The sequence below is a fragment of the Syntrophus sp. (in: bacteria) genome, from assembly GCF_040768185.1.
In the GTDB taxonomy this organism is placed as follows: domain Bacteria; phylum Desulfobacterota; class Syntrophia; order Syntrophales; family Syntrophaceae; genus Syntrophus; species Syntrophus buswellii.
Genome location: NZ_JAXGNC010000001.1, coordinates 183,569 through 204,926 on the forward strand (window position 1 = coordinate 183,569; position 21,358 = coordinate 204,926).

Sequence of the window (21,358 nt, forward strand, 5' to 3'; positions counted from 1 at the left end):
TTATCCCTTTACCGCCAGAAACCACTTCAACAGATTCTTTGATAATCTGACACGTTCCCTCCAATTCAGCACCTGCAAACCCTTTTTGAAGTTGAAAGCGTTGCCCTCTTGGAAAAGAAGCGTCTTGTAATTGAACGTGCTCACCGTCTTTCTTTTTTCTGTCTCAATTTCCTGTCGATAAAGCCGCCCCGGGGATACCCCTTGACGAATGCTCTCGAAGGAAACACTCCCAGCTATCCTGCCCGATGCCAAGGCAGATGAAATACCTTCGCCGAAGAAATTCAAAAGCCCGCTTGCCTCTCCGGAAACGAGGATGCGCTCTGAACCGAAACAAAACAATCCCTTTGGCGCTGCATAAGTGACCCTGCACCCGAGCCGCCTAATCAAACACGCCTGTTGGATGCCGATTCGCCTCCAAAGATGTTCCTTAAATCTGGCCATGGCCGAGGTGGCCTTGTCTTTCGGCTGGGCGACAACTTCCATCACCAGCAGGCCGTCTTTGACATAAGCGGATGGGTACAAAGAAATTCCAGGAAAGGCAAAAAAATGGAATAAACCGGGCTCAAGATGACACTCGCAGGCATAGGTTTCCTGCAGGGCAACATACCAGGTCAATTTCGCCGTTAATGACGGATCAATTTGCTTCACAGTGCGTGACGCACCGCCATCAGCGGCAATCAGTATTCGACTGTGAACTTCAAGAAGCTCTCCATTCGATTTGATGCAGAGGAGATCGACGCCATCAATGCCCTCTTTAAAGGAGAGCATCTTTGTTTCATCAAGAACTACTGCCTGTGAAGACTTGCACAACCATGCATCGAGACGATCCCGCCAAATCATCAATCCCTGGATTGGTATATCTCCCGCGTTGCCGCTCGGAAAATGCATCCGCATGGCATGGACGTGAGATGGGGAGGCGAAGACATCCTGTGCCATGTCGCCAAAATGTTCCGAAAGAGTTCTGATTGAATCCGGCACGAGGATACCCGAGCATGCCTTGTGGCGTGGGATTCTTTTCTTCTCCAGAATGACTGCTTTCAATCCCCTTCGGGTGCATTCGCGGGCAGCCGAACATCCTGCCGGACCTGCGCCGACGATAGCGACATCACATTCAATCATGGGGCTTAATCCGCCATATACAAAAATAAAATACCTCGTTGCCCTTAAAAATCTGGATGAAAGATGTTTTTTGCTCAAAAAAACCATCCTCAACGAGGAGCACTGGTAATCTTCTGTCAAATCGTTGCCTTTCCAGAGCTCCCGTGCTATTTGAAGATCGTCAGGGCACCGTTCACAGAAGCTGCAAGGTGCTTGTAAGAAACCGCGTATCTGTTGATTCGTTTTCCCGCAACGGCAAAGGAAAGCGTGGGGGAAGAGGAACTCTGAAAAACGCGGGTGTTCATAGCGGGGGGCAGATGTCCATTCGTACGTGCAGTCAATGCGGAAAAGAAACAGACAGCGGATCCACGGCCTGTCCCCAATGCGGAAGCCCTATCAGGCCTTCTTCAGGGGGGATATCCAGGTACCTGCGGGGGATTGCCTTTTCCGCCATCGGGATCGTCTTGTTTGTCATTGTCTTTTCGATCATTCACAGTGGAAAATTTGCCGCAACATCCTCCAAACAGGATCGGGAAACAGAAGCCGTTCAGGTGTCCCAGAAATTCATCATGAGAAAGTTGAAAGCGCCATGGACGGCACAATTTCCATCACCTGCTCAAACAAGGGTGACCAAGGGAGAAAACGACCAATACACCGTAAACTCCTATGTAGAAGCCAGAACCTGGGAAGGAGCCATTCAGCGGAAGAATTATGAATGCGTCCTTCGCTATGAACCGGAAAAAGGCCGCTGGCATCTCGTCAAGCTTACCCTGGAGAAGTGAGGGGACGCGAAAAGAATCGATCCGGCCGCCGCTGTTGAATTTAAGCTACATCCAGCGATCGGACTTGTACTTTGCGTCATACTCCGCCTTCAGGGCGATCTGGGTCGCTTCGGCGATATACTCCGGTTCCTTGACGAGGTCTTCCACCTTGATGTCCACGCCGAAAATCCCCACCATCTCGTCGTTGTCGTCCGTAATAGGTTCGGAAACGGTGAAGCAAAGGGCGCCGGTCATCTTGGAGATGTAGAAATCCGTGACGTGCAGTTTTCCTTTACGCATCGGTTCGATAAACCACTCGCGGTCGGACTGGTCCGTGCCGACTCCGTAATTCTCATATTTGGCCCGATCGACGAAATTCGTGATGTTCTTAGTGGTTTTCTTTCCGTTCATGTCGACGACATAGGCGAACTGGATCGAAGGATACTCTTCGATAAACCGCTGCATCACGGGCTCCTGAAGCTCGGGCTTCATGGTCTTCATAGCCGGATCGTCGATGATTTTGCGAAGGACGGCAATGGCGGCCTCCGCAGCCTGGAATTTGATCCGTTCGAGATCGGACATGAAGAGTTCCGGCAGATATTTGCGGACCTTCGCTTCCAGCTCCTCGGAAGAGATCGTTGTCATGCGCCCGTCTTCGTATTCCTCGTTGATCCACTTGTTGATCTTGGAAATTCCCGGATGCCGCTTGTCGATGGCGCTGTCGCCGGTCAGGCCGAAGTGCGAATTAATCCAGTAGGCGATGCCCGCTTTTCCGGACTTGTCGGTCACCATCGGGACGATGGGACGCTTCAGGATCTTGGTCGTGTCAAAGATGTTGTAGATCTCCTCGTTCTTGATGAGGCCGTCGGCATGAACGCCCGCCCGGGTCACATTGAAATCCGAACCGACGAAGGGGAAATTGGCCGGAATCTTGAAATCGATCTTATTCCGGAAATACTGAGCAATGTCGGTAATGACCGTCGTATCGATCCCGTTGGTCCCTCCCATGAGGCCGATGTATTCCATGATCAGCCCTTCGATGGGCGGATTGCCCGTCCGCTCACCAAGCCCGAGGAGGGTGGAGTTGGCGGCGCTGCAGCCGTAGAGCCAGGCGGTGGTCGCGTTGATCAGAGCCTTGTGGAAATCATTGTGGCCATGCCATTCCAGGAGATGCCCGGGGACGCCTGCATCGTCAATGAAGGCCCGGACCAGCTTGTCAACGCTGCGGGGCAGCGAGGCCCCCGGATAGGTCACCCCGTATCCCATGGTGTCGCAGAGGCGGATCTTGATGTCGATGCCGCTTTCCTCCCGGAGCTTCATCAGCTCGAGGGCGAAGGGGATGCAGAAGCCGTAGATATCGGCCCGGGTGATGTCCTCAAAGTGGCAGCGGGGAACAATCCCTGTGTCGAGAATTGCTCTGACGATGTCAAGGTAATCGTTGAGGGCTTCACTGCGCTTCTTGTTCAATTTCAGGAAGATATGATAATCGGAAACGGAGGTCAGAATCCCCGTTTCCTTCAAGCCGGCCTCTTTGACCAGGGGGATGTCCTCCTTGGCCGCCCGGATCCAGCCGGTGATCTCCGGGTAGCGGAGTCCAAGGTCCTGGCATCGGGCGACGCCTTCCTTATCCTTCCTGCTGTAGAGAAAAAATTCCGTCTGGCGGATGATCCCGTTCTCTCCGCCCAGCCGGTTCATCAGCGAATAGAGGTCGACGATCTGCTGGACGGTGTAAGGCGGCCGAGCCTGCTGCCCATCCCGGAAGGTCGTATCGGTAATGAAAATTTCTTCGGCCGGTTGAATGGGAATAATCCGATGGTCGAAGTCGATCCGGCTGACCTCTTCATAGGGAAAGACTTCCTTCTGCAGATTCGGTTCGTCCACATCCCGCAGCTCGAAGCGCCAGAACCGGGTATGCTGGTGATTCAGGACTCTTTTTTCGGGATTCCATTTTGCCATGTCTTAAACTCCAAATCATAAAAGTCTCTCTGCAGAGACAGTTCTCCCTGCACTTATATTCTAAAATATAAGAGGTTATTATTGGATGTCAATCGTAATAATTCTAGACAATTTTGAGGGACAATTCCATCAGCTGTTCGATGCTTACCTTGGAAGGAGCGTCCGTCATCAGGCAGGTAGCCTTCTGGGTCTTGGGAAAGGCGATCACATCGCGAATGGATTCCGCACCCGTCATCATCATGATCAGCCGGTCCAGCCCGAAGGCGATCCCCCCGTGGGGCGGCGTTCCATATTCCAGGGCATCGAGGAGAAATCCGAATTTGGTGCGGACCTCTTCGCTCTGGAGGCCCAGGGCCTCAAAGATGAGAGACTGGATCTCTTTTCTGTGGATCCGGATGCTTCCTCCACCAACCTCGGAGCCATTGAGGACGAGATCGTAAGCCCGGGCCCGCACTCTGCCCGGGTTCTCCCGAAGCTGCGGAACATCCTCCGGGACCGGGGACGTGAAGGGGTGGTGGGTTGAGACGTAGCGCTTTTCCGTATCGCTGAATTCCATGAGGGGAAACTCGGTGATCCAGACGAAGGCAAACTCGCCGGGGTCGATCAAATTGAGCTTCCTGGCGAGATGAGCCCGCAGGTTCCCGAGGGAATCGGTCACCACGGCAGGCGTATCGGCGACAAAAACCAGGGCGTCGCCTTCAGCGGCCTCCATTTTCGAATTGATCTTGGAAACTTCTTCCGCCGTCAGGTATTTGAAGATCGGTGACGTCCATCCCTCGGCGGTGATCCGGGCCCAGGCCAACCCCCTGGCCCCGTAGATGGCGACAACATTCTGGAGATCATCAAGATCTTTCCGTGAGAGGCGCTTCCCGTCGGGGATGCGGATGGACTTGATGACGCCGCCGGCGGCGACCACATCACGGAATGCCGTAAATCCCGTATTGGCCAGGATATCGGTGAGGTCCCGGAGTTCAAGACCGAACCGGACATCCGGGTTGTCCTTGCCGAAGCGGCTGATGGCTTCCGCATAGGAAAGGCGGGGGAAGGGGAGGGAGACCTGCCGGTTCAGGCAGCGCGAGAAGAGGTGCGCCATCAGGCCTTCCATGATTTCGATGATGTCGTTCTCCGTAATGAAGGACATTTCCACGTCGATCTGCGTAAATTCCGGCTGGCGATCCGCCCTGAGGTCTTCGTCACGAAAGCATTTGACGATCTGGTAATACCGGTCAAAGCCGGACACCATGAGCAGCTGTTTGAAGATCTGCGGCGACTGGGGAAGGGCGTAGAAGCTCCCCTTGTTGATCCGGCTGGGGACCAGATAGTCCCGGGCGCCTTCCGGGGTGCTTTTGGTGAGAAAGGGGGTCTCGATTTCAATAAAGCCCTCTTCCTGGAAATATTGGCGCGCTTCCGCCGCCACCCGACTCCGAAGCATGATGTTTTTCTGCAGATGCGGTCGGCGCAGATCCAGGTAACGGTACTTGAGCCGGACGTTCTCCGAGATGTCGCTGTCCGTCTCGAGGCTGAAAGGTGGGGTCTGCGATTCGTTGAGGATTTCCAGTTCCTCGATCATCACCTCGATGGCTCCCGTCTTCATGTCGGGATTGATCATTCCTTCAGGACGACCGCGAACCGTTCCCCGGACGGCCAGGACATATTCGCTGCGGATCTTGTGGGCCTCGCGGTGGGCATCGGGGCTGAATTCCGGGTTGAAGACGATCTGAACAAGGCCTTCACGGTCTCGAAAATCCACAAAAATGACCCCGCCGTGGTCCCTGCGGCGGTGCACCCAACCCATGAGAATGACTTCCGAATCGAGTTGATTGGTGCCCAGATGTCCACAGTAATGCGTTCTCTTCATGGTCGTTAGAAAATCCGACAAAGGTCGTTACCTCTCTTTTATAAGATTCAGAATGTGCTGATCCAGATCATCAAGGGAAACGGTCTGCTGAGTTCCGGTTTTCATGTCCCGCAGCTCGACCTTCCGTTCTTCGATTTCCCTGTCCCCAAGTATCAGCGTATAGGAGCAGTTCAACCGACCCGCCTTTTTCATCTGGCTTTTAAGGCTTTTAGACGAAAATTCCTGCTCTGCGTAAATCCCTTTCAATCTCCATTGATTGCACAGGGTAAAGGCCAAATTCCGGGCCTGTTCCCCCAGGGAGGCCAGAAAGATGTCCGGTGGGCGCTCAGAAGCGGACTCCGGCACCTCCAAAAGGGCAAGCAGCCGTTCAAACCCGACGGCAAATCCAATGCCGGGGATATCCGGGCCGCCCAGTTCCTGGACAAGGCGGTCATAGCGGCCGCCGCCGACCACGGCATTCTGGGAGCCCAGATGCTCCGTTGTGACTTCGAAGGTCGTCTTCGTGTAGTAATCCAGCCCCCTGACCATTCCGGGATTCACCGTGTAGGGTATGGCGAATTCCTCCAGGGCGGAAGTCACCTTTCCGAAATGCTCCCGGCAGTCTCCGCAGAGAAAGTCGCCGAGGTGAGGCGCGCCGCGAATGATCTCCTGGCACTCTTTCGACTTGCAGTCGAAAACCCGGAGGGGGTTGGTGCCCAGGCGTCGCTTGCAGTCGTCGCAGAGTCCCGCCTCCTTTCCCTGAAGAAATTCCGTAATGACGTTCCTGAACGCGGGACGGCAGGATGAACACCCCAGGGAATTCAGCTCCAGGCTGACCCTCTTCAGGCCGACTCGGTCGAGAAAGTGCATGAGCATGAGGATGATTTCCGCATCGGCCCGGGGATCATCGAGGCCCAGCAGTTCCGCATCGATCTGGTGAAACTGCCGGAACCGGCCTTTCTGAGGCCGTTCGCGGCGGAACATGGGGCCGATGGTAAAAAGCCGCGTTACCGCCTGGGCATTGTGGAGCGAGTGCTCCAGGTAGGCCCGGATAACGGAGGCCGTTGCCTCCGGCCGCAGGGTCAGGTACTCGTCCCCACGGTCCAGGAAGGTGTACATTTCCTTTTCAACGATGTCCGTGGATTCGCCGATTCCCCTCTTGAAAAGGTCGGTTTTTTCCAGGACGGGCAGGCGGATTTCCCTGAACCCGAAACGGGAAAAAACTTCCCTGGCGACGTTCTCCACGAAGCGCCACTTTTCCGTTTCCTCGGGCAGAATATCCTTAAACCCTTTAACTGCCGTAATGATTTCCATTTTTATAAACTCTACCCAGCCTTATTTTAAGGCCAAGATGCTTAACATAGAACGTATTGGATGACAATGAAATTATGTCATTTTGCCTCATGAACAACGGTGGTTTTCTACTCCTTCCTGAACCCTTTCACCAGCAGTTTTTTTCCGTCCGTCGACACGGTGACCGCCCCCTGCTTATCCGTGCGGAAGATCCTGGCCCCGGCACTCCGGTATCTCGCCAGAACTTCCCCATGGGGAAAGCCGAAGACATTGTCAGGACCGCAGCTGATCACGGCAATCTGCGGCTGTACGGCGTTCAGGAAAGGAAGACTGCTCGATGAGCGGCTCCCGTGATGTGGGACAAACAGGACCGCGCTGCGGAGATCCGATGAGCGGCTGAGAAGATGCTTCTCCTCGTCAGCCGATATGTCGCCGGTGAACAGCAGGTGCACTGTTCCATAGGTCAGCCTCATGACCAGGGACTTTTCGTTGAGATTTCCACCGGAGGGGCTCCTTATTCCCGGATTGAAAAGTTCAATCCCGACCTTTCCGACCTTCAGGAAGGTTTCCCGGTCCCTTATAATCCGATGGCGGATGTTCCTGCGCCGGATGATTTCCACAAAACGGCGATACGCTTCCGAATCGTCGCCTTCCCCGCTGGACCACACTTCTGAAACGGAAAAATGTTCCAGGATAAAGGGGAGGCCACCGAGATGATCGACATGGGCGTGGCTGAGCACAACGATGTCGATCTTTCGAATTCCCTCGTGCCAGAGAAAGGGGGCGACCACGGAACGGCCGACGTCAAATCCGTCACCTGGGACTCCACCACCATCCAGGAGCATCGTCTTTCCGCCGGGAAAGCGGACGAGGGCGGAATTGCCCTGATGGACATCGATGGCGGTTACCGTGAGCCCCCGGTCCTGAAAAGGCCGGAGATACTTCCAGGCCAAGGAAGCCGAAAGGGAAATCAGTATGAGGACGAAGAGAATCCGGAGCCGTCGCTTTCTCTCGTCCTGACCGGGAACGCCCTGCCTCCTGTCCATAGAGATCAGCGCGACGGCGCAGAGAAGAAGGAGATAGAACAACCCCAACTGCCAGAGGGAAGGGGTGCAGACGTAAAAGGAGGCCCCGGGAAGGGAGGCGAAGAAGTCGACGAGGAAAAGGGAGACCTTGACCAGCCAGGCGGAGCTCGAAATCAAGAGGCCAGCCAGGAGCTCTGAAAAGGGGCTGACGGCGATGACCAGCATGCTCAGCGGAAGGGCCAGCAGACCGAGGATCGGAACCAGGACCGCATTGGCGGGAATAACGAGAAGGGAGACCCGGTTGAAGTAGTAGGCCAGGATGGGCAATGTTCCCAGGGTGGCGCTTATCGTGGTGATCAGAAACAGCCAGACCTGGCCCTGAATTTTGTTGATCCGGAGCGCCGCCGGTGATGAGCGCGGCAACGACTGGACCTCGTGGCGATGCCCGGAGAAAAGGGGGACCATCAGGATGATGGCGGCAACGGCGGCGAAGGAGAGCTGGAAGGAGAGATCGAAGAGGGCTTCGGGGGAGACCGTCAGGATCAGCACAGCCGCAGCGGACAGGGTATTGATCATGTCCTGCCGACGGTCCAGGAGCACGGCGATCATGAACACCATGGCCATGAGGGTCGCCCGCAGAACGGACATGCCGGCGCCGGCGACAAAGGCGTACAACAGGACCGGCAGGAATGCTGACACAAGGGACAGCTTGATGACGTTAAAGCGAAGAAGAAGATATTCCGATCTCTTGAGAATCCAGCGCATCACCATGATTGTCCACAAGGCGATCAGCCCGACATTGAAACCGGAAACGGCAAGGATGTGGGACGTTCCGGTCAGATTGAACTTTTCCAGGATGGGCGGCGGGATTTCCCTCGAACTGCCGAGAATCATCGCGGCAAGAATCGTCCGCTCCGGATAGGGGGCATGCCTGTTAACTAGGTCGCGTATGTAACCCCGGAATATTTCGAGCGAGTATCGTATCGGATTTCCCTGGCCATGCCGCAGCACAATCACCCGGGATGCGTCGTTGACGAAGCCGGCAGAGGAGATCTTTTCAAAGCGCAGGCGCCTTTCATAATCAAAACCACCGGGATTGTTGAAGTTATGCGGTTTGTGCAGGCGGGTGCCACAGCGGATGACGTCTCCGTATTTCAACGCCTGCTGTCCCTTGACGGTCAACAGAACCCTGTCCGATACGGGCTTGTGGATGCCGCCCGCTGAGATGCCCGTTGCCTGCAGGACAAGCCTGGTTTTGTCCGGGGCGAATTCCGGTGATTCGCAGATGATTCCCTCCAGGATCGTGCTCTTTCCCCGTTCCTGCAGGGAAAGGATCGCGGAAGAGGGGGAGGAGGGCTCGAAGCGCAGAATGTTGAGGCTCCCCTGAAGAAAAAGGATGGCCGGTACAGCCAGAAGGATCAAAAAGGGTTTTTTCAGGCGGACGCCGGCAAGAAGAAGGGCGAGAAGGAGAACCAGGCAGATCAGGAGGTGGAATGCCGGGGGAGAAAAAAACTCTCCGGCGAGAATGCCGGAAATCAGAGCTGCCAGAAGGAAAAGGAAAGGCCTTTGCATGTGTCAGGGTTGTCTGCCCAATCGGTTGAATTTATCGGATCTTGGCACTGTCAATGACGATAGAATTCCCCGACGGGATCTTCGAATAAGTAAATCCTGAAGCGGTATTTTCCCTTGAGAAGAGAGGAGCCGCTTTTTATTGAATCCTGCAGAGAAACCGGCCTTGCAGAAGAAAAATATTCTCCACAGATTACACTGGCTGATTCTATCCCGGATCGTTGTCGCCACGATTCTCCTGGGAATATTTGTATTCTTTGATCTCAAGCAAACTTCATCCCACCCGGGAATCCGTTTTCAGCCGTTCTACAGCCTGATCCTCGTCACCTATCTCCTTTCCTTTGTCTATGTCTTTCTCGTAAAAATCGTCAAATCCTGGTTGGTGTCCGCCTGTCTTCAGGTGGCATGCGACGTCCTGCTGATCACCGTCCTTGTTCACCTGACCGGCGGGGCCGGAAGCGTCTATTCCGTTCTTTATCCCATGGTCATTATTTATACGGTGATTTTTTCCGATCGCCGGGGCGGCTTTCTCGCAGCCACCGCCTGCAGCCTTTTCTATGGATCCCTGCTGCTCCTGGAATTCAACGGTTTTCTGGAGCGCACCCCTTCAGAGCTGATGATGGAAACCCCATGGAATTCCGGCTACATGTACTCAAGGATCAGCATCCATGCCCTTTCCTTCTACATCATCGCCTTCCTGGCCAGCTTTGTCATCGAGCAGGAAAAAGCGACCCGAACCCTCCTGGCTGAAAAGGAGAGCGCCCTGGACAAGCTTGGCATGCTCCATCGGAGCATCATTGAATCGATTGACACCGGCATCCTCACCGTCAACCTGGAGGGGCGGATCCAATCGTTCAACCAGGCGGCGGCCAGGATATCCGGGCTGTCTGTGGAGAGCGTTCTAAACCGGGATGTTCAATCCGTATTTCCCGAGTTCAATGCTCTGAAGGAGCGCTCTTCCAGGATTCCGGCGGCCAACGGATCGGAGAGGCGGATGGAGATGAGGATCAGGAAAGGGGAAAGGGAGGAGCAGATTCTTGGCTGTTCTCTCTCGGTGCTCAAGGGCAGCCGGGGAGAACACCTCGGGCACATCCTGATATTCCAGGATCTGACGGACATCAAAAAAATCGAGGCGGCCTACGAAAAGAGCAGGCGTCTCGCCTTCGTCGGCGAGATGGCTGCGGCCCTTGCGCATGAAATTCGCAATCCCCTTGCCGCCATCAGCGGCTCGATCCAGATGCTGAAAAAGGATTTGAAGCTGGATCCCATGGATGAGCGGCTGATGAAGATCGTGCTGCGCGGCAAAGATCAGCTCGAAAATGTCATGAAGGACTTTCTCCTCCTGGCCCGGCCGGCAGCGGGAAACAGGGAATGGATAAACCTGGATGACCTGATCGAGGAGATTCTGGAATCTCTCGTTTATCTTCCGGACTGGACGGAGAAAATCACGGTCGAGAAGAACCTGTCCGGAAGCGCCACGCTTTGCGCAAACAGGACCGAAATGCAGCATGTGCTGTGGAACCTGATTGTCAACGCCCTGCAGGCCATGCCCTGCGGAGGCCGCCTGTCTGTCGGGACGGGCACGGCGACTGCCGATACGGGGGAGGAATCCGTGGAGGTGCGGATCGGGGACAGCGGAGAGGGCATCCCGAAGGAGATCATGGAGAAGATCTTTCAACCTTTCTTTACCACGAAGGAAAGGGGGACGGGTCTGGGGTTGGCGATTGTGGGCAGGATTATTGAAAACGGCTCGGGAACTCTGGCGGTGGAAAGCGAAAAAGGGAAGGGCGCCATTTTCCGCGTCTGCCTGCCGAGGAACCGGGAAGTTCAGAACGCCCCCCTGCACCTTCTGGAAAACAGCCGGGCTGCCTGATATTTCAAAGGGAGGGAACATGGCTACCATTCTTGTGGTGGATGATGACAAGGGAATGCGGGAGTTTCTCGACATCATGCTGACCCGTGAGGGATACGACGTCCGATGTGCGTCAAATGCCGCGGAAGCGCTGACCTCGTGCAGAAAGCGCTCCTATGACCTGATCCTGACAGATCTGAAGATGCCCAGGATGGACGGCCTGGAGTTTCTCAAGGCGGTCAAGGAGATATCCCCGGAATCTCTGGTCATCCTGATTACGGCCTATGCCTCCGGTGAAACCGCCGTCCGGGCGATGAAAGAAGGCGCCTATGACTATATCGAAAAGAATTTCAACATTGAAGAATTCACGTCGACCATCCGCAACGCCCTGGAATCCAATGGCCGGATGCGCGATGACGCCAAGTTTATCAGGGATATGGAAAACGCCGCTTCCTTTGGGGAGATGATCGGCAAGAGCAGGGAGATGCGCAAGGTATATACCCTGATCAAGAAGGTGGCCGAGACGACGGCCAATGTCCTCGTTCTCGGAGAAAGCGGAACGGGCAAAGAGCTTGTTGCCAAGGCTATTCATGCGCACAGTCCGCGGAAGGATAAGCCCTTTATCGCGATCAATTGCGGCGGTATACCGGAAACCCTGCTGGAGAGTGAACTGTTCGGCTACATGAAGGGTTCCTTCACCGGCGCCTATGCGGAAAAGGCCGGCCTTTTCGAGATTGCCAGGGGAGGGACGGTCTTTCTCGATGAAGTGGGAGAGTTGCCCCCCGTTCTGCAGGTCAAGCTCCTGCGGGTGGTTCAGGAGAAGACGTTTCTGAGAATAGGCGGAACGGAAAGCATCCGGGTGGATGTCCGGATTATTTCGGCAACGAACCGAAACCTGGAAGAGATGATCCGGAAGGGAGAATTCCGGGAGGACCTCTATTACCGCCTCAACGTGATCCCGGTGCGAATTCCGGCCCTTCGGGAACGAAAGGAGGACATCGCGATCCTCACGCGGTATTTCATTGAAAAATATGCCAGGGAATTCGGGAAGGGCATCCGGAATATTTCCAATTATGGACTCGAACTCCTCATGGACTATTCCTTCCCGGGCAATGTCCGGGAGCTGGAGAATATCATTGAAAGAAGCGTGGCCCTGGAGCAGTCCAACATCATCCTCCCTGAAAACCTGGTGATTTCCGGAAGCCACTCGGCGGATCAGGGCGACGGCTGCAGTAACCCGGGGCCGTTTCCGGATCAGGGAATCAACCTGGGTGCGGAGATGGCACGATTCGAACGGGACATGATCGAGAGAGCCCTGGAAAAGTCCAACGGCTCAAAAACAAGGGCGGCGGAGCTCCTGCAGGTGAGTTTCGATTCGCTGCGTTACCGCATCGAAAAGCTGGGGATGTGAACGTCAGTTTTCTCTGACCTTGATATCCTTCATCTTCAACTGAATATCCGAGGAGCCGTTCCAGTAGTTGATCTGCGGTGTAAAGGCGATGTCGAAGAAGGAATCGTGAAGATCGCGGATAAAATGGCCCTGGCTGAACCAGATCGAGTTTCGGGACACACCGGATTGGGACACACGCATCCGGAGATGATTCTTGCCCACGATGGCCGGGGACAAGGCGTTGACATTCCTCACGCAGAGGACCGGCTCCGGGTTCCGACTTCCGAAGGGGGCCAGCAGCTCCATCTGGGACAACAGTTCATGGGTGATGTCGTTCAAGTGGCATTGAGCGTCAATGAACGTTGCGGAGACGAAATCCGACTTCTGCACATTTTCCCGGACGATTTCATCGAGAAGATCGGAGAATTGCGCAATATCCTCTTCAAGAATGGAAATGCCCGCCGCATAGCGGTGGCCGCCGTAGGAGATCAGGTAGTCTTCACATTCCTTTAATCCCTGAAAAATGTTGAAATTGGCGATGCTTCGTCCTGATCCTTTGCCGACGCCGTCCCTCAGGCTGATCAAAATCGCCGGACGGTCGTAACGGTCGGCGATTTTTGACGCCACAATTCCGATGACGCCGGGGTGCCATTTGTCCGATGCCATGACGAAGGACGTTCTGTTGCTGGAATCGATGGTGCTGTCGATGTGTTCGACAATTTCGTCCAGGATGACCTTCTCCAGGGCCCTCCGCTTCCGGTTGTAGCTTTCCAGCTTCAAGGCCAGTTCCCTTGCCTCGGTTACCGAGTCGCTCAAGAGCAGCTCAACGGCCTCTCCAGGCAATCCGACCCTGCCGGCGGCATTGATCCGGGGGATCAGGCAAAAGGAGGCCTTTTCGGAATCGACCGTCGAATCGTCAATTCCGCTGATTTCTTTCAGCGCGCGGATCCCGGTTCGTTTGCCCTCTGTAAGGAGCTCAAGGCCCACACGGGAAAAGATTCGATTCTCATCAACCATGGGGCAGATGTCGCCGATTGTTCCCAGGGCGACGAGATCGAGGTACTCCTTCAGATTCGGGTAGGGCTTGTCGTGCCAGAAGCCGTTCTTCCGGAGGCTCCCGCGAAGGGCGATGAGGAAATTAAAAACGATGCCCACGGCGGCAAGGTGCTTCAGGGGAAACGTGTCATCGGGCCTTTTGGGGTTGATCGAGGCGACGGCATTGGGCAGAGGCCCGGAAACCTCGTGATGGTCCAGGATAATGGTATCCAGCCCCAGGGAAGCGGCATAGAGAACCTCGTCGCGGTCGGAAATGCCGCAATCGACGGTGACGATCAGTGAAGCACCGCCGTCCTTGATCCTGTCGATCGCCTTCCGGTTCAGGCCATATCCCTCCTCGATCCGATCGGGTATGTAATAGCCGGCGTCGGCCTGGATCTCCCGGAGAAACTTGACCAGCACGGCGACGGAGGTAATCCCGTCGGCATCGTAATCGCCGTAAACGACCACCTTTTCTTTCCTGTAGACAGCCGAAATCATCCGGTCGACTCCGGGGAGCATGTCCTTCATGAGAAAAGGGTTATGCAGGTCGTGGAGGGAAGGATACAGGTATTTTCGGGCCTCGTCGGGGGTGAGAATGTGCCGTCCGGTCAGGATGGATGAGATAATCCAGTGAATTCCGAGTTCTCTGACAAGAAGATTCCGCTCTTCCTCATTGCCGTCCGGCATAATCCAGTTTGTTGTCGGTAAACAGTTTCTAAACATGATCGGCTAAATTGGAAAAGAGAAGGGTTATCGGGAAGACCACAATATAAACTGTCAAATGATAGTCAGGTTTTTTCCGATGTCAAGGAAAAGGTTGCCCCGGATGGAGCGGACGCAGGAGGCGCGCCGCTTGAGCGCTGCGCATCCTGTTCAGGGCTGTCAACGCTTGACAACGAGGACCGGCTTTCTGGCCTTGCGGATGACCTGCTCGGAGACGGATCCCATGAGCATTTCCTTGACGTTGCTCATGCCGTGGGAGCCGATGACGATCATCGATACATCCTCTTCCGCCTCCGCTCGAAGGATCTCCCTGAAGGGGATGCCTTTTTCGATCCTGACACGGCTGCCGATTCCCCTTTCGTTGAGTCGTGCCGCTATTCTGTCCGCCTCCTCCCGTGCGGAGATTTCCTGCTTTTCTCCCAGCCGGGAAAGGTCCAGGAGGGAGTAGACCTCGGGAATGTGGAGGCTTCTCGTGTCAACGACATGAACGATGACGACTTCCCTTGCCCCGGCCTCTCTGAGGCGGAGGAGATATTCCAGGGCCTTTTTGGAAGTGTCTGAAAAATCCGTAGGATATAGAATCTTCTGAAACATTCTTTTCATCTCCTCTCCGGTATCATCCCGTCAAGACGCCCAGGTAAAAGGGTCACCCATGGAACGGCATTCCTCCCGCATTGAACGATGTGCCTATTTTTCTCACATTCCCTTCTGTTTGTCGAATTTTTTATCCGCCGGACCGGGGAGCAGGAGGCGCAAGGGTTGGAAATCAGCTATGAGGCGCATCCCGGCTCGACGGAAGCAGAGGACTTAAGGGTGCATGGCACATGACTTGTATGATGGCTGTCAATATGTTGTCCGCCAAGGTCCGGAATCGGTGAAAAGCGAATAAATACGAGGCGTATTCTGCTCGCTTGACGCTCGGTGGGTGAGGATCGGGGGGCGTGGACTATCTGATGAACGGTTGACATCCTAGCAAAATGGTGTATGAAAAGCCGGTAAACTATAAACTGACCAATCGAGTCAGTATTTCCCAGCAGAAAAAGGTTGACCTATGTTTGCATCCGTACTGAAAAAGATTGTCGGTACAAAAAATGACCGAGAAATAAAGAAACTTTCGGCAATCCTCCGTGAAGTCAACGATCTGGAATCTTCCATTTCAAGATTGAGCGATGAAGAACTTCAGGCGAAGACGCCTTATTTCAAGGAGAAGCTGGACAATGGCGCCTCCCTGAGCACGATCCTTCCCGAAGCCTTCGCCGTCGTCCGCGAAGTAGCCAGCAGGACGGTGAAAATGCGCCCCTTTGATGTCCAGGTCATCGGCGGCCTGGTCCTTCATGAAGGCAGAATCGCCGAAATGAAGACGGGTGAAGGAAAGACGCTGGCGGCCACGATGCCACTGTATCTCAATGCCCTGGAGGGGAGGGGCGCCCACCTGGTCACCGTCAACGATTATCTGGCCCGTCGCGATGCCGAGTGGATGGGCCCGATTTACAAGTTTCTCGGCCTTTCCGTCGGTGTGATCGTCCACGGTCTGGATGATGACGAACGGCGGGAGAACTATGGCTGCGACATCACCTACGGCACGAACAACGAGTTCGGATTTGATTACCTGCGCGACAACATGAAGTTCGCCATCGAGGATTATGTCCAGCGGGACTTTCATTACGCCATCGTGGACGAGGTGGACAGCATTCTCATCGACGAGGCCAGAACCCCGCTGATCATTTCCGGCCCCTCTGAAGAATCCACGGACAAATACTACCGGATCAACCAGGTGATCCCCCGGCTCCGGAGGGACACGGATTACAGCATCGATGAAAAGAGCCGGACGGTCGTCCTGACGGAGGAGGGCGTGGCCCGGGTGGAGTCCCATCTCAAGGTTTCGAATCTGTACGAACCCCGTAACATCGACACGCTGCATCATGTCAACCAGGCCCTGAAGGCCCATACGCTCTTCAAGCGGGATGTGGATTACCTGGTGAAGGACGGGCAGGTGATCATCGTGGATGAATTCACCGGGCGCATCATGCCCGGCAGACGCTACAGCGATGGGTTGCACCAGGCCCTGGAGGCCAAGGAAAAAGTCAAGATCGAGCAGGAAAACCAGACTCTGGCTTCCATCACTTTCCAGAATTTCTTCCGGATGTATTCCAAGCTGGCGGGGATGACGGGAACCGCCGATACCGAAGCCGCCGAATTCAAGAAGATTTACAACCTCGATGTCGTGGTGATTCCCACCAACATGCCCATGATCCGGGTGGATCATACCGATGTGATCTATAAAACGGAAAAGGAAAAGTTCGCGGCGGTCATCGAGGAAATCAGGGAGCTGAACAAGGCCGGGCGGCCGGTCCTGGTGGGCACCATTTCCATTGAAAAGTCGGAGCTTCTCAGCAAGTATCTCAACCAGACCGGAATTCAGCACCATGTTCTCAATGCGAAGAACCATGAACGGGAAGCCGAGATCGTATCCCAGGCCGGCCAGCGCGGCCAGGTGACCATTTCCACCAACATGGCCGGACGCGGAACGGACATCAAGCTGGGTGAAGACGTCGCGGAACTGGGCGGCCTGCACATCCTGGGTACGGAGCGGCATGAAAGCCGCCGCATCGACAACCAGCTCCGGGGACGTTCCGGCCGGCAGGGGGACCAGGGCTCTTCGCGGTTTTACCTCTCCCTGGAAGACGATCTGCTGCGGATCTTCGGAGCCGAAAAGATTTCCTCCATCATGGATAAAATCGGCATCGAGGAAAACGAGCCCATTGAGCACAAGCTCATTTCCCGGGCCATTGAAAATGCCCAGAAGCGGGTTGAAGGACAGAACTTCGACATCCGCAAGCATCTGCTGGAATATGACGACGTCATGAACCGGCAGCGCCAGGTCATCTACGAACAGCGGAAGAGCGTTCTGAAGGGGGACAATCTGAGGGCGGATCTTCAGGACATCATTGAGGAGACGGTTGAGGATCTCGTTCCTGAGTATGTGGATGACAGAAGCACCCCGACGAATGGAACCTCAAGGGTCTGGAGGAAAGGGTCTACGCCCAGTTTGCGCTGAAGATGGATTTGGGAGGCGACGACCTGGGAAGCGGCCAGGATATCGAAGAGAGGATCGTTGCCGCCGTCAACGATCTCTTGAAGAGGAAAGAGGCGGAGTTCGGGACCCCTCTGATGGATTATCTTGTCCGCATGATCAGCCTGCAGTCCATCGATATCCACTGGAAGGATCATCTGCTGGGCATGGATCATCTGAAGGAAGGCATCGGCCTGCGCGGGTACGGCCAGAAGGATCCGGTCCGGGAGTACCAGAAGGAGGGATATGACCTCTTCATGGACATGATTCAGCGGATCAAGGAAGACACGGTCCGAAAGCTCTGCCTTGTCCAGATTCAGCGGGAAGAAGAGGTGGAGGAGATGAGGGAGCAGCAACGGCAGGATTACATCATGAACCGGGGTGAGGATACCCCTGCTACCTCAACGGTCCGCCGCAAGACCCAGAAGGTGGGCCGAAACGATCTCTGTCCCTGCGGAAGCGGGAAGAAGTACAAAAAGTGCTGTGGGGCATAAGGGCCAACGCGAAGAAACCCCCGGGGTTCTTCCGGAGAATAACGATGGAAAGGCAGGGTGCACCGTGAATTGTGACGAATATGCTGTTCCCGGATTTCTGGCCAACGGAATATCCGCCGGAATCAAGGAGCAGGGGCGAAAGGACCTCGCCCTGATTTTTTCGGAAGTTCCGGCGAGGGCTGCCGGCGTCTTCACAACGAACTGTTTCAAGGCGGCCCCCGTTTTGGTGGACATGGAGCGCATGTCCGCGGGAGCGGCACAGGCCATCGTGACCAACAGCGGCAATGCCAACGCCGCGACGGGAGAACGGGGATACCGGGACGCCCTGGCCATGTCCCGCGCCGCTTCGAAGGAGCTGAAGATTTCCGAAGATCTCGTTCTGGTGGCCTCCACCGGCGTGATCGGCCATTCCCTGCCGCTGGAGATCATTGAACGGGGAATGGAGCCCCTGGTTGCCGGATTGCGCAGGGACGGGATTCCCGATGCCGAGGCGGCGATGATGACCACGGACCGGTTTCCCAAGATGTCCTGCCGGAAAGGTATGATCGGCTCAAGGGAAGTGACCCTCTGCGGCATCGCCAAGGGGGCGGGCATGATCCAGCCCAACATGGCCACCATGCTGGCCTACCTGATGACGGATGCCGACATTGACGGCGAAGCGCTGCACGCTGTATTTTCGGAAGGAATTGCGCAGAGCTTTAATGCCATCACCGTGGACGGCTGCATGAGCACCAATGACACGGCCCTGATCCTGGCCAACGGCAGGGCCGGAAACCGGCAGATTCGCCGCCGCTCCCGGGAGTATGCCCCTTTCCGGGAGATGCTTTCCACCGTTCTGGACGACCTCTGCCGGGGAATGGTGCGCGACGGCGAGGGGGCGACGAAGCTCATCGAACTGGTGGTTGACGGTGCGCGCACCCGGGGAGAGGCCCGTCGTGTGGCCTACGCCGTGGCCAATTCCAACCTGGTGAAAACGGCCTTTTACGGGGGCGACCCCAACTGGGGGCGGATCATCTCCGCGGCCGGTTCCATCGGCATCCCCCTTCCAACACAGTCCGTGCGGCTCTTTTTTGAAGAGGTCTGCCTGTTTGAGGCCGGGCAGGGGACGGCCTTTCCAACCGACCGGGTGGCCGCCATCATGGCCCAGGAGACGATCCGGGTCCGGCTCGAACTGGGGATGGGAACCGGGAGCTTCAGGATCTATGCCTCCGATCTTTCCTTCGAGTACGTAAAAATCAACGCCCATTATCATACCTGATTCAGCAGCGGCTTTCGGGGCGACAGGATCCCCAATGTTCGCCCTTCAGTTCCAGACGTCTCGATTTCAGGCATCAGAGGGGAACTTCCATGAAAACATTATTCGAGGCCAGCCGGATTAACGGGATGGAGCTACCCAACCGCTTTGTCCGTTCGGCGACCTGGGAGGGAATGGCGACCGCCGAGGGCGAGGTGACGCCGAGGCTGATTGAAACAATGACCCGACTCGCCAGGGGGGGGGTCGGACTGATCGTCAGCAGCCACACTTACGTGAGTCCTGAAGGTCAGGCGACACCCTGGCAGCTGGGCATCTACAAGGACGAACTGATCCCCGGCCTGAAAAAAATGGCTGAGGCCGTTCACGAATGCGGCGGACGGATCGTCCTGCAGCTGGCTCATGCCGGCGCCTTTGCCGTCGAATCCCTCAGGGACCATCCGCCCCTGGCCGTGTCGAATTACGAGGGCCTGGCCGAGTCTCCCCGAAGGGAAATTTCCCTGCAGGATATCACGGAGCTTGTTGCCGCCTTCGCGGACGGCGCCCGCAGGGCGAAAGCGGCAGGCTTTGACGGCGTGGAGCTTCATGCCGCTCACGGCTATCTCCTGAGCCAGTTTTTCTCGCCCCTGTATAACCGGAGGAAGGATGCCTACGGCGGAAGCACATCAAATCGGGCCCGGATCGGCCTTGAAATCCTCTCGGCTGTCCGGGAGAGCGTGGGTAGTGACTATCCCGTTCTCATGAAAATGAACGGACAGGATTACAGCAGAGACGGGCTTGTGCGGGAAGAGTCCGTCCAGATGGCCAAGCTCCTGGAAGAAGCGGGCCTCGACGCCCTGGAACTGAGCGGAGGATTGCTCAAGAGCATCAAGACATCCCCAAGCCGGCCGCGGATTGACACCGTGCAGAAGGAGGTCTATTTCCGGGAGGATGCGCGGCTCTTTAAAAGGGAATTGAACATTCCCCTGATCCTCGTTGGCGGAATACGCTCTCTCGAGGTTGCCGAAGAGCTCCTGGAGTACGGGGAAGCCGACTACATCGCCATGAGCCGGCCCTTTATCCGGGAGCCCGACCTGATCAGCCGCTGGAAGGCAGGGGATCGCCGCCGGGCGGAATGCACCTCCGACAATCTCTGTTTTGCGCCCGGCTTTAAGGGCGACGGCGTGTACTGCGTTACCCGGGAGAGGGAAGCGGCGCAGATTTCGTGAATTCCTGATTTTGTATGAAAATACTTCAATGCTGGGATGACGGCGTGGTCAGCGATGCCCGCCTCGTCGATCTTCTACGGCGCCATGGGGCAAAGGCGACATTCAGCCTGAATCCCGGGCTGTATCAGAACAATCGATCCTTCGGATGGCTTTCGGAAGGCCGGGAGATCTGGAGGCTCGGCCTTCAGGAACTTCCGGCGGTTTACCAGGGATTTGAGATCTGCAGCCACTCCATGACCCATCCGTATTTGACGGATCTCGACGGCAGCCGGCTGGACTGGGAAATCAGGGCCAGCCGGGATCTCCTGGAGCAGCTCTTTTCAAGACCCGTTACGGGATTCTGTTATCCCTTCAATGCCTACAACGACCCGGTGCTTTCCGCCGTCCGCTCGGCCGGCTATCGCTGGGGCCGGGGCAAAAGGGAGGGGCTGCACCGTTTCCCGCCGGTAGATCCCCTGGAGTTTTCCCCCACCTGCCGCGTCCTCGACCCGGAATTCTGGCGGAAATACGAAGGTGCGAAAAAGACGGGGGGGGGCTTTTTCTTCTGGGGGCACAGCTATGAACTGAGCACGGAGGCCCTGTGGGACGATTTTGAAAGGCGGATCGAAAGGATATCGTCCGACGGCGATACGGAATGGTCGTTTATCGGCGATCTGTTTGAGCCTCCTCTCATGCCGATTTAAGGAACTCTGACAACATGTTCTAAACGGTGCATTTCATCAGGGTGATCATTTTTTGTTTTATCTTGCGTATTATCCATCTTTGTGCTATTCGCCTGCCAACTTCACA

At 55.8% G+C, this 21,358-nt stretch carries 13 protein-coding genes and 1 pseudogene; 7 read left to right on the plus strand and 7 right to left on the minus strand.

Going from position 1 to position 21,358, the window contains the following annotated elements:
- A complete protein-coding gene (locus tag AB3175_RS00890) occupies window positions 1–1,197 on the minus strand; it encodes an FAD-dependent oxidoreductase (RefSeq protein WP_367359057.1) in 1,197 nt (398 codons plus the stop codon).
- A 218-nt stretch (window positions 1,198–1,415) separates the two neighbouring features.
- Here AB3175_RS00890 and AB3175_RS00895 point away from each other — a divergent pair, with 218 nt between their 5' ends.
- Window positions 1,416–1,880, plus strand: a complete 465-nt coding sequence (locus tag AB3175_RS00895) for a hypothetical protein (protein WP_367359058.1) — start codon at window positions 1,416–1,418, stop codon at window positions 1,878–1,880.
- A 45-nt stretch (window positions 1,881–1,925) separates the two neighbouring features.
- Here the strand turns inward: AB3175_RS00895 and AB3175_RS00900 are convergent, their stop codons facing one another.
- From AB3175_RS00900 to AB3175_RS00915, 4 genes are all read right to left on the minus strand, one after another.
- Complete coding sequence (locus tag AB3175_RS00900) at window positions 1,926–3,815, minus strand: histone-lysine N-methyltransferase (RefSeq protein WP_367359059.1); 1,890 nt, start codon at window positions 3,813–3,815, stop codon at window positions 1,926–1,928.
- 103 nt (window positions 3,816–3,918) lie between these two features.
- Window positions 3,919–5,694 (minus strand): aspartate--tRNA ligase, encoded by a 1,776-nt coding sequence (gene aspS, locus AB3175_RS00905; RefSeq protein WP_367359060.1) that lies wholly within the window; start codon window positions 5,692–5,694, stop codon window positions 3,919–3,921.
- Window positions 5,695–5,700: 6 nt separating this feature from the next.
- Complete coding sequence (gene hisS / locus AB3175_RS00910; protein WP_367359061.1) at window positions 5,701–6,966, minus strand: histidine--tRNA ligase; 1,266 nt, start codon at window positions 6,964–6,966, stop codon at window positions 5,701–5,703.
- A gap of 107 nt (window positions 6,967–7,073) precedes the next feature.
- Window positions 7,074–9,542, minus strand: a complete 2,469-nt coding sequence (locus AB3175_RS00915; RefSeq protein ID WP_367359062.1) for a DNA internalization-related competence protein ComEC/Rec2 — start codon at window positions 9,540–9,542, stop codon at window positions 7,074–7,076.
- A 163-nt stretch (window positions 9,543–9,705) separates the two neighbouring features.
- Here AB3175_RS00915 and AB3175_RS00920 point away from each other — a divergent pair, with 163 nt between their 5' ends.
- Window positions 9,706–11,412, plus strand: a complete 1,707-nt coding sequence (locus AB3175_RS00920; RefSeq protein WP_367359063.1) for a nitrogen regulation protein NR(II) — start codon at window positions 9,706–9,708, stop codon at window positions 11,410–11,412.
- Between the two features lie 19 nt (window positions 11,413–11,431).
- Window positions 11,432–12,802, plus strand: a complete 1,371-nt coding sequence (locus AB3175_RS00925) for a sigma-54-dependent transcriptional regulator (RefSeq protein WP_367359064.1) — start codon at window positions 11,432–11,434, stop codon at window positions 12,800–12,802.
- 3 nt (window positions 12,803–12,805) lie between these two features.
- Here AB3175_RS00925 and recJ read toward each other — a convergent pair whose 3' ends face one another.
- Together recJ and AB3175_RS00935 are read right to left on the minus strand one after the other, a co-directional pair.
- Window positions 12,806–14,506, minus strand: a complete 1,701-nt coding sequence (gene recJ, locus AB3175_RS00930) for a single-stranded-DNA-specific exonuclease RecJ (RefSeq protein WP_367359065.1) — start codon at window positions 14,504–14,506, stop codon at window positions 12,806–12,808.
- Between the two features lie 195 nt (window positions 14,507–14,701).
- Window positions 14,702–15,145: a universal stress protein gene (locus AB3175_RS00935; protein WP_367359066.1), complete on the minus strand. Its 444-nt coding sequence runs from the start codon at window positions 15,143–15,145 to the stop codon at window positions 14,702–14,704.
- Between the two features lie 448 nt (window positions 15,146–15,593).
- Between AB3175_RS00935 and secA the strand changes: the two are divergent.
- The 4 genes and pseudogenes from secA (at window position 15,594) to AB3175_RS00955 (ending at window position 21,252) form a co-directional block, all read left to right on the plus strand.
- Window positions 15,594–18,109: pseudogene (gene secA / locus AB3175_RS00940) on the plus strand (preprotein translocase subunit SecA).
- Between the two features lie 64 nt (window positions 18,110–18,173).
- The gene (gene argJ, locus AB3175_RS00945) at window positions 18,174–19,367 is read left to right on the plus strand and encodes a bifunctional glutamate N-acetyltransferase/amino-acid acetyltransferase ArgJ (RefSeq protein WP_367359067.1); all 1,194 of its coding nucleotides are present in this window, start codon (window positions 18,174–18,176) and stop codon (window positions 19,365–19,367) included.
- Between the two features lie 89 nt (window positions 19,368–19,456).
- Window positions 19,457–20,569, plus strand: coding sequence for an NADH:flavin oxidoreductase (locus tag AB3175_RS00950; RefSeq protein ID WP_367359068.1), 1,113 nt, complete (start codon window positions 19,457–19,459; stop codon window positions 20,567–20,569).
- Window positions 20,570–20,583: 14 nt separating this feature from the next.
- Window positions 20,584–21,252 carry a polysaccharide deacetylase family protein gene (locus tag AB3175_RS00955; protein ID WP_367359069.1) on the plus strand — a complete coding sequence of 223 codons (669 nt, stop codon included), beginning with the start codon at window positions 20,584–20,586 and terminating at the stop codon, window positions 21,250–21,252.
- Window positions 21,253–21,358 lie beyond the last annotated feature (106 nt).

Excerpts from the sequence above, each read along its gene's own strand:
- AB3175_RS00895 (WP_367359058.1), top strand. The coding sequence starts at position 1,416 with ATGTCCATTCGTACGTGCAGTCAATGCGGAAAAGAAACAGACAGCGGA.
- AB3175_RS00900 (WP_367359059.1), bottom strand. The coding sequence starts at position 3,815 with ATGGCAAAATGGAATCCCGAAAAAAGAGTCCTGAATCACCAGCATACC.
- hisS (WP_367359061.1), bottom strand. The coding sequence starts at position 6,966 with ATGGAAATCATTACGGCAGTTAAAGGGTTTAAGGATATTCTGCCCGAG.
- AB3175_RS00915 (WP_367359062.1), bottom strand. The coding sequence starts at position 9,542 with ATGCAAAGGCCTTTCCTTTTCCTTCTGGCAGCTCTGATTTCCGGCATT.
- AB3175_RS00925 (WP_367359064.1), top strand. The coding sequence starts at position 11,432 with ATGGCTACCATTCTTGTGGTGGATGATGACAAGGGAATGCGGGAGTTT.
- recJ (WP_367359065.1), bottom strand. The coding sequence starts at position 14,506 with ATGCCGGACGGCAATGAGGAAGAGCGGAATCTTCTTGTCAGAGAACTC.
- AB3175_RS00935 (WP_367359066.1), bottom strand. The coding sequence starts at position 15,145 with ATGAAAAGAATGTTTCAGAAGATTCTATATCCTACGGATTTTTCAGAC.
- AB3175_RS00950 (WP_367359068.1), top strand. The coding sequence starts at position 19,457 with ATGAAAACATTATTCGAGGCCAGCCGGATTAACGGGATGGAGCTACCC.
- AB3175_RS00955 (WP_367359069.1), top strand. The coding sequence starts at position 20,584 with ATGAAAATACTTCAATGCTGGGATGACGGCGTGGTCAGCGATGCCCGC.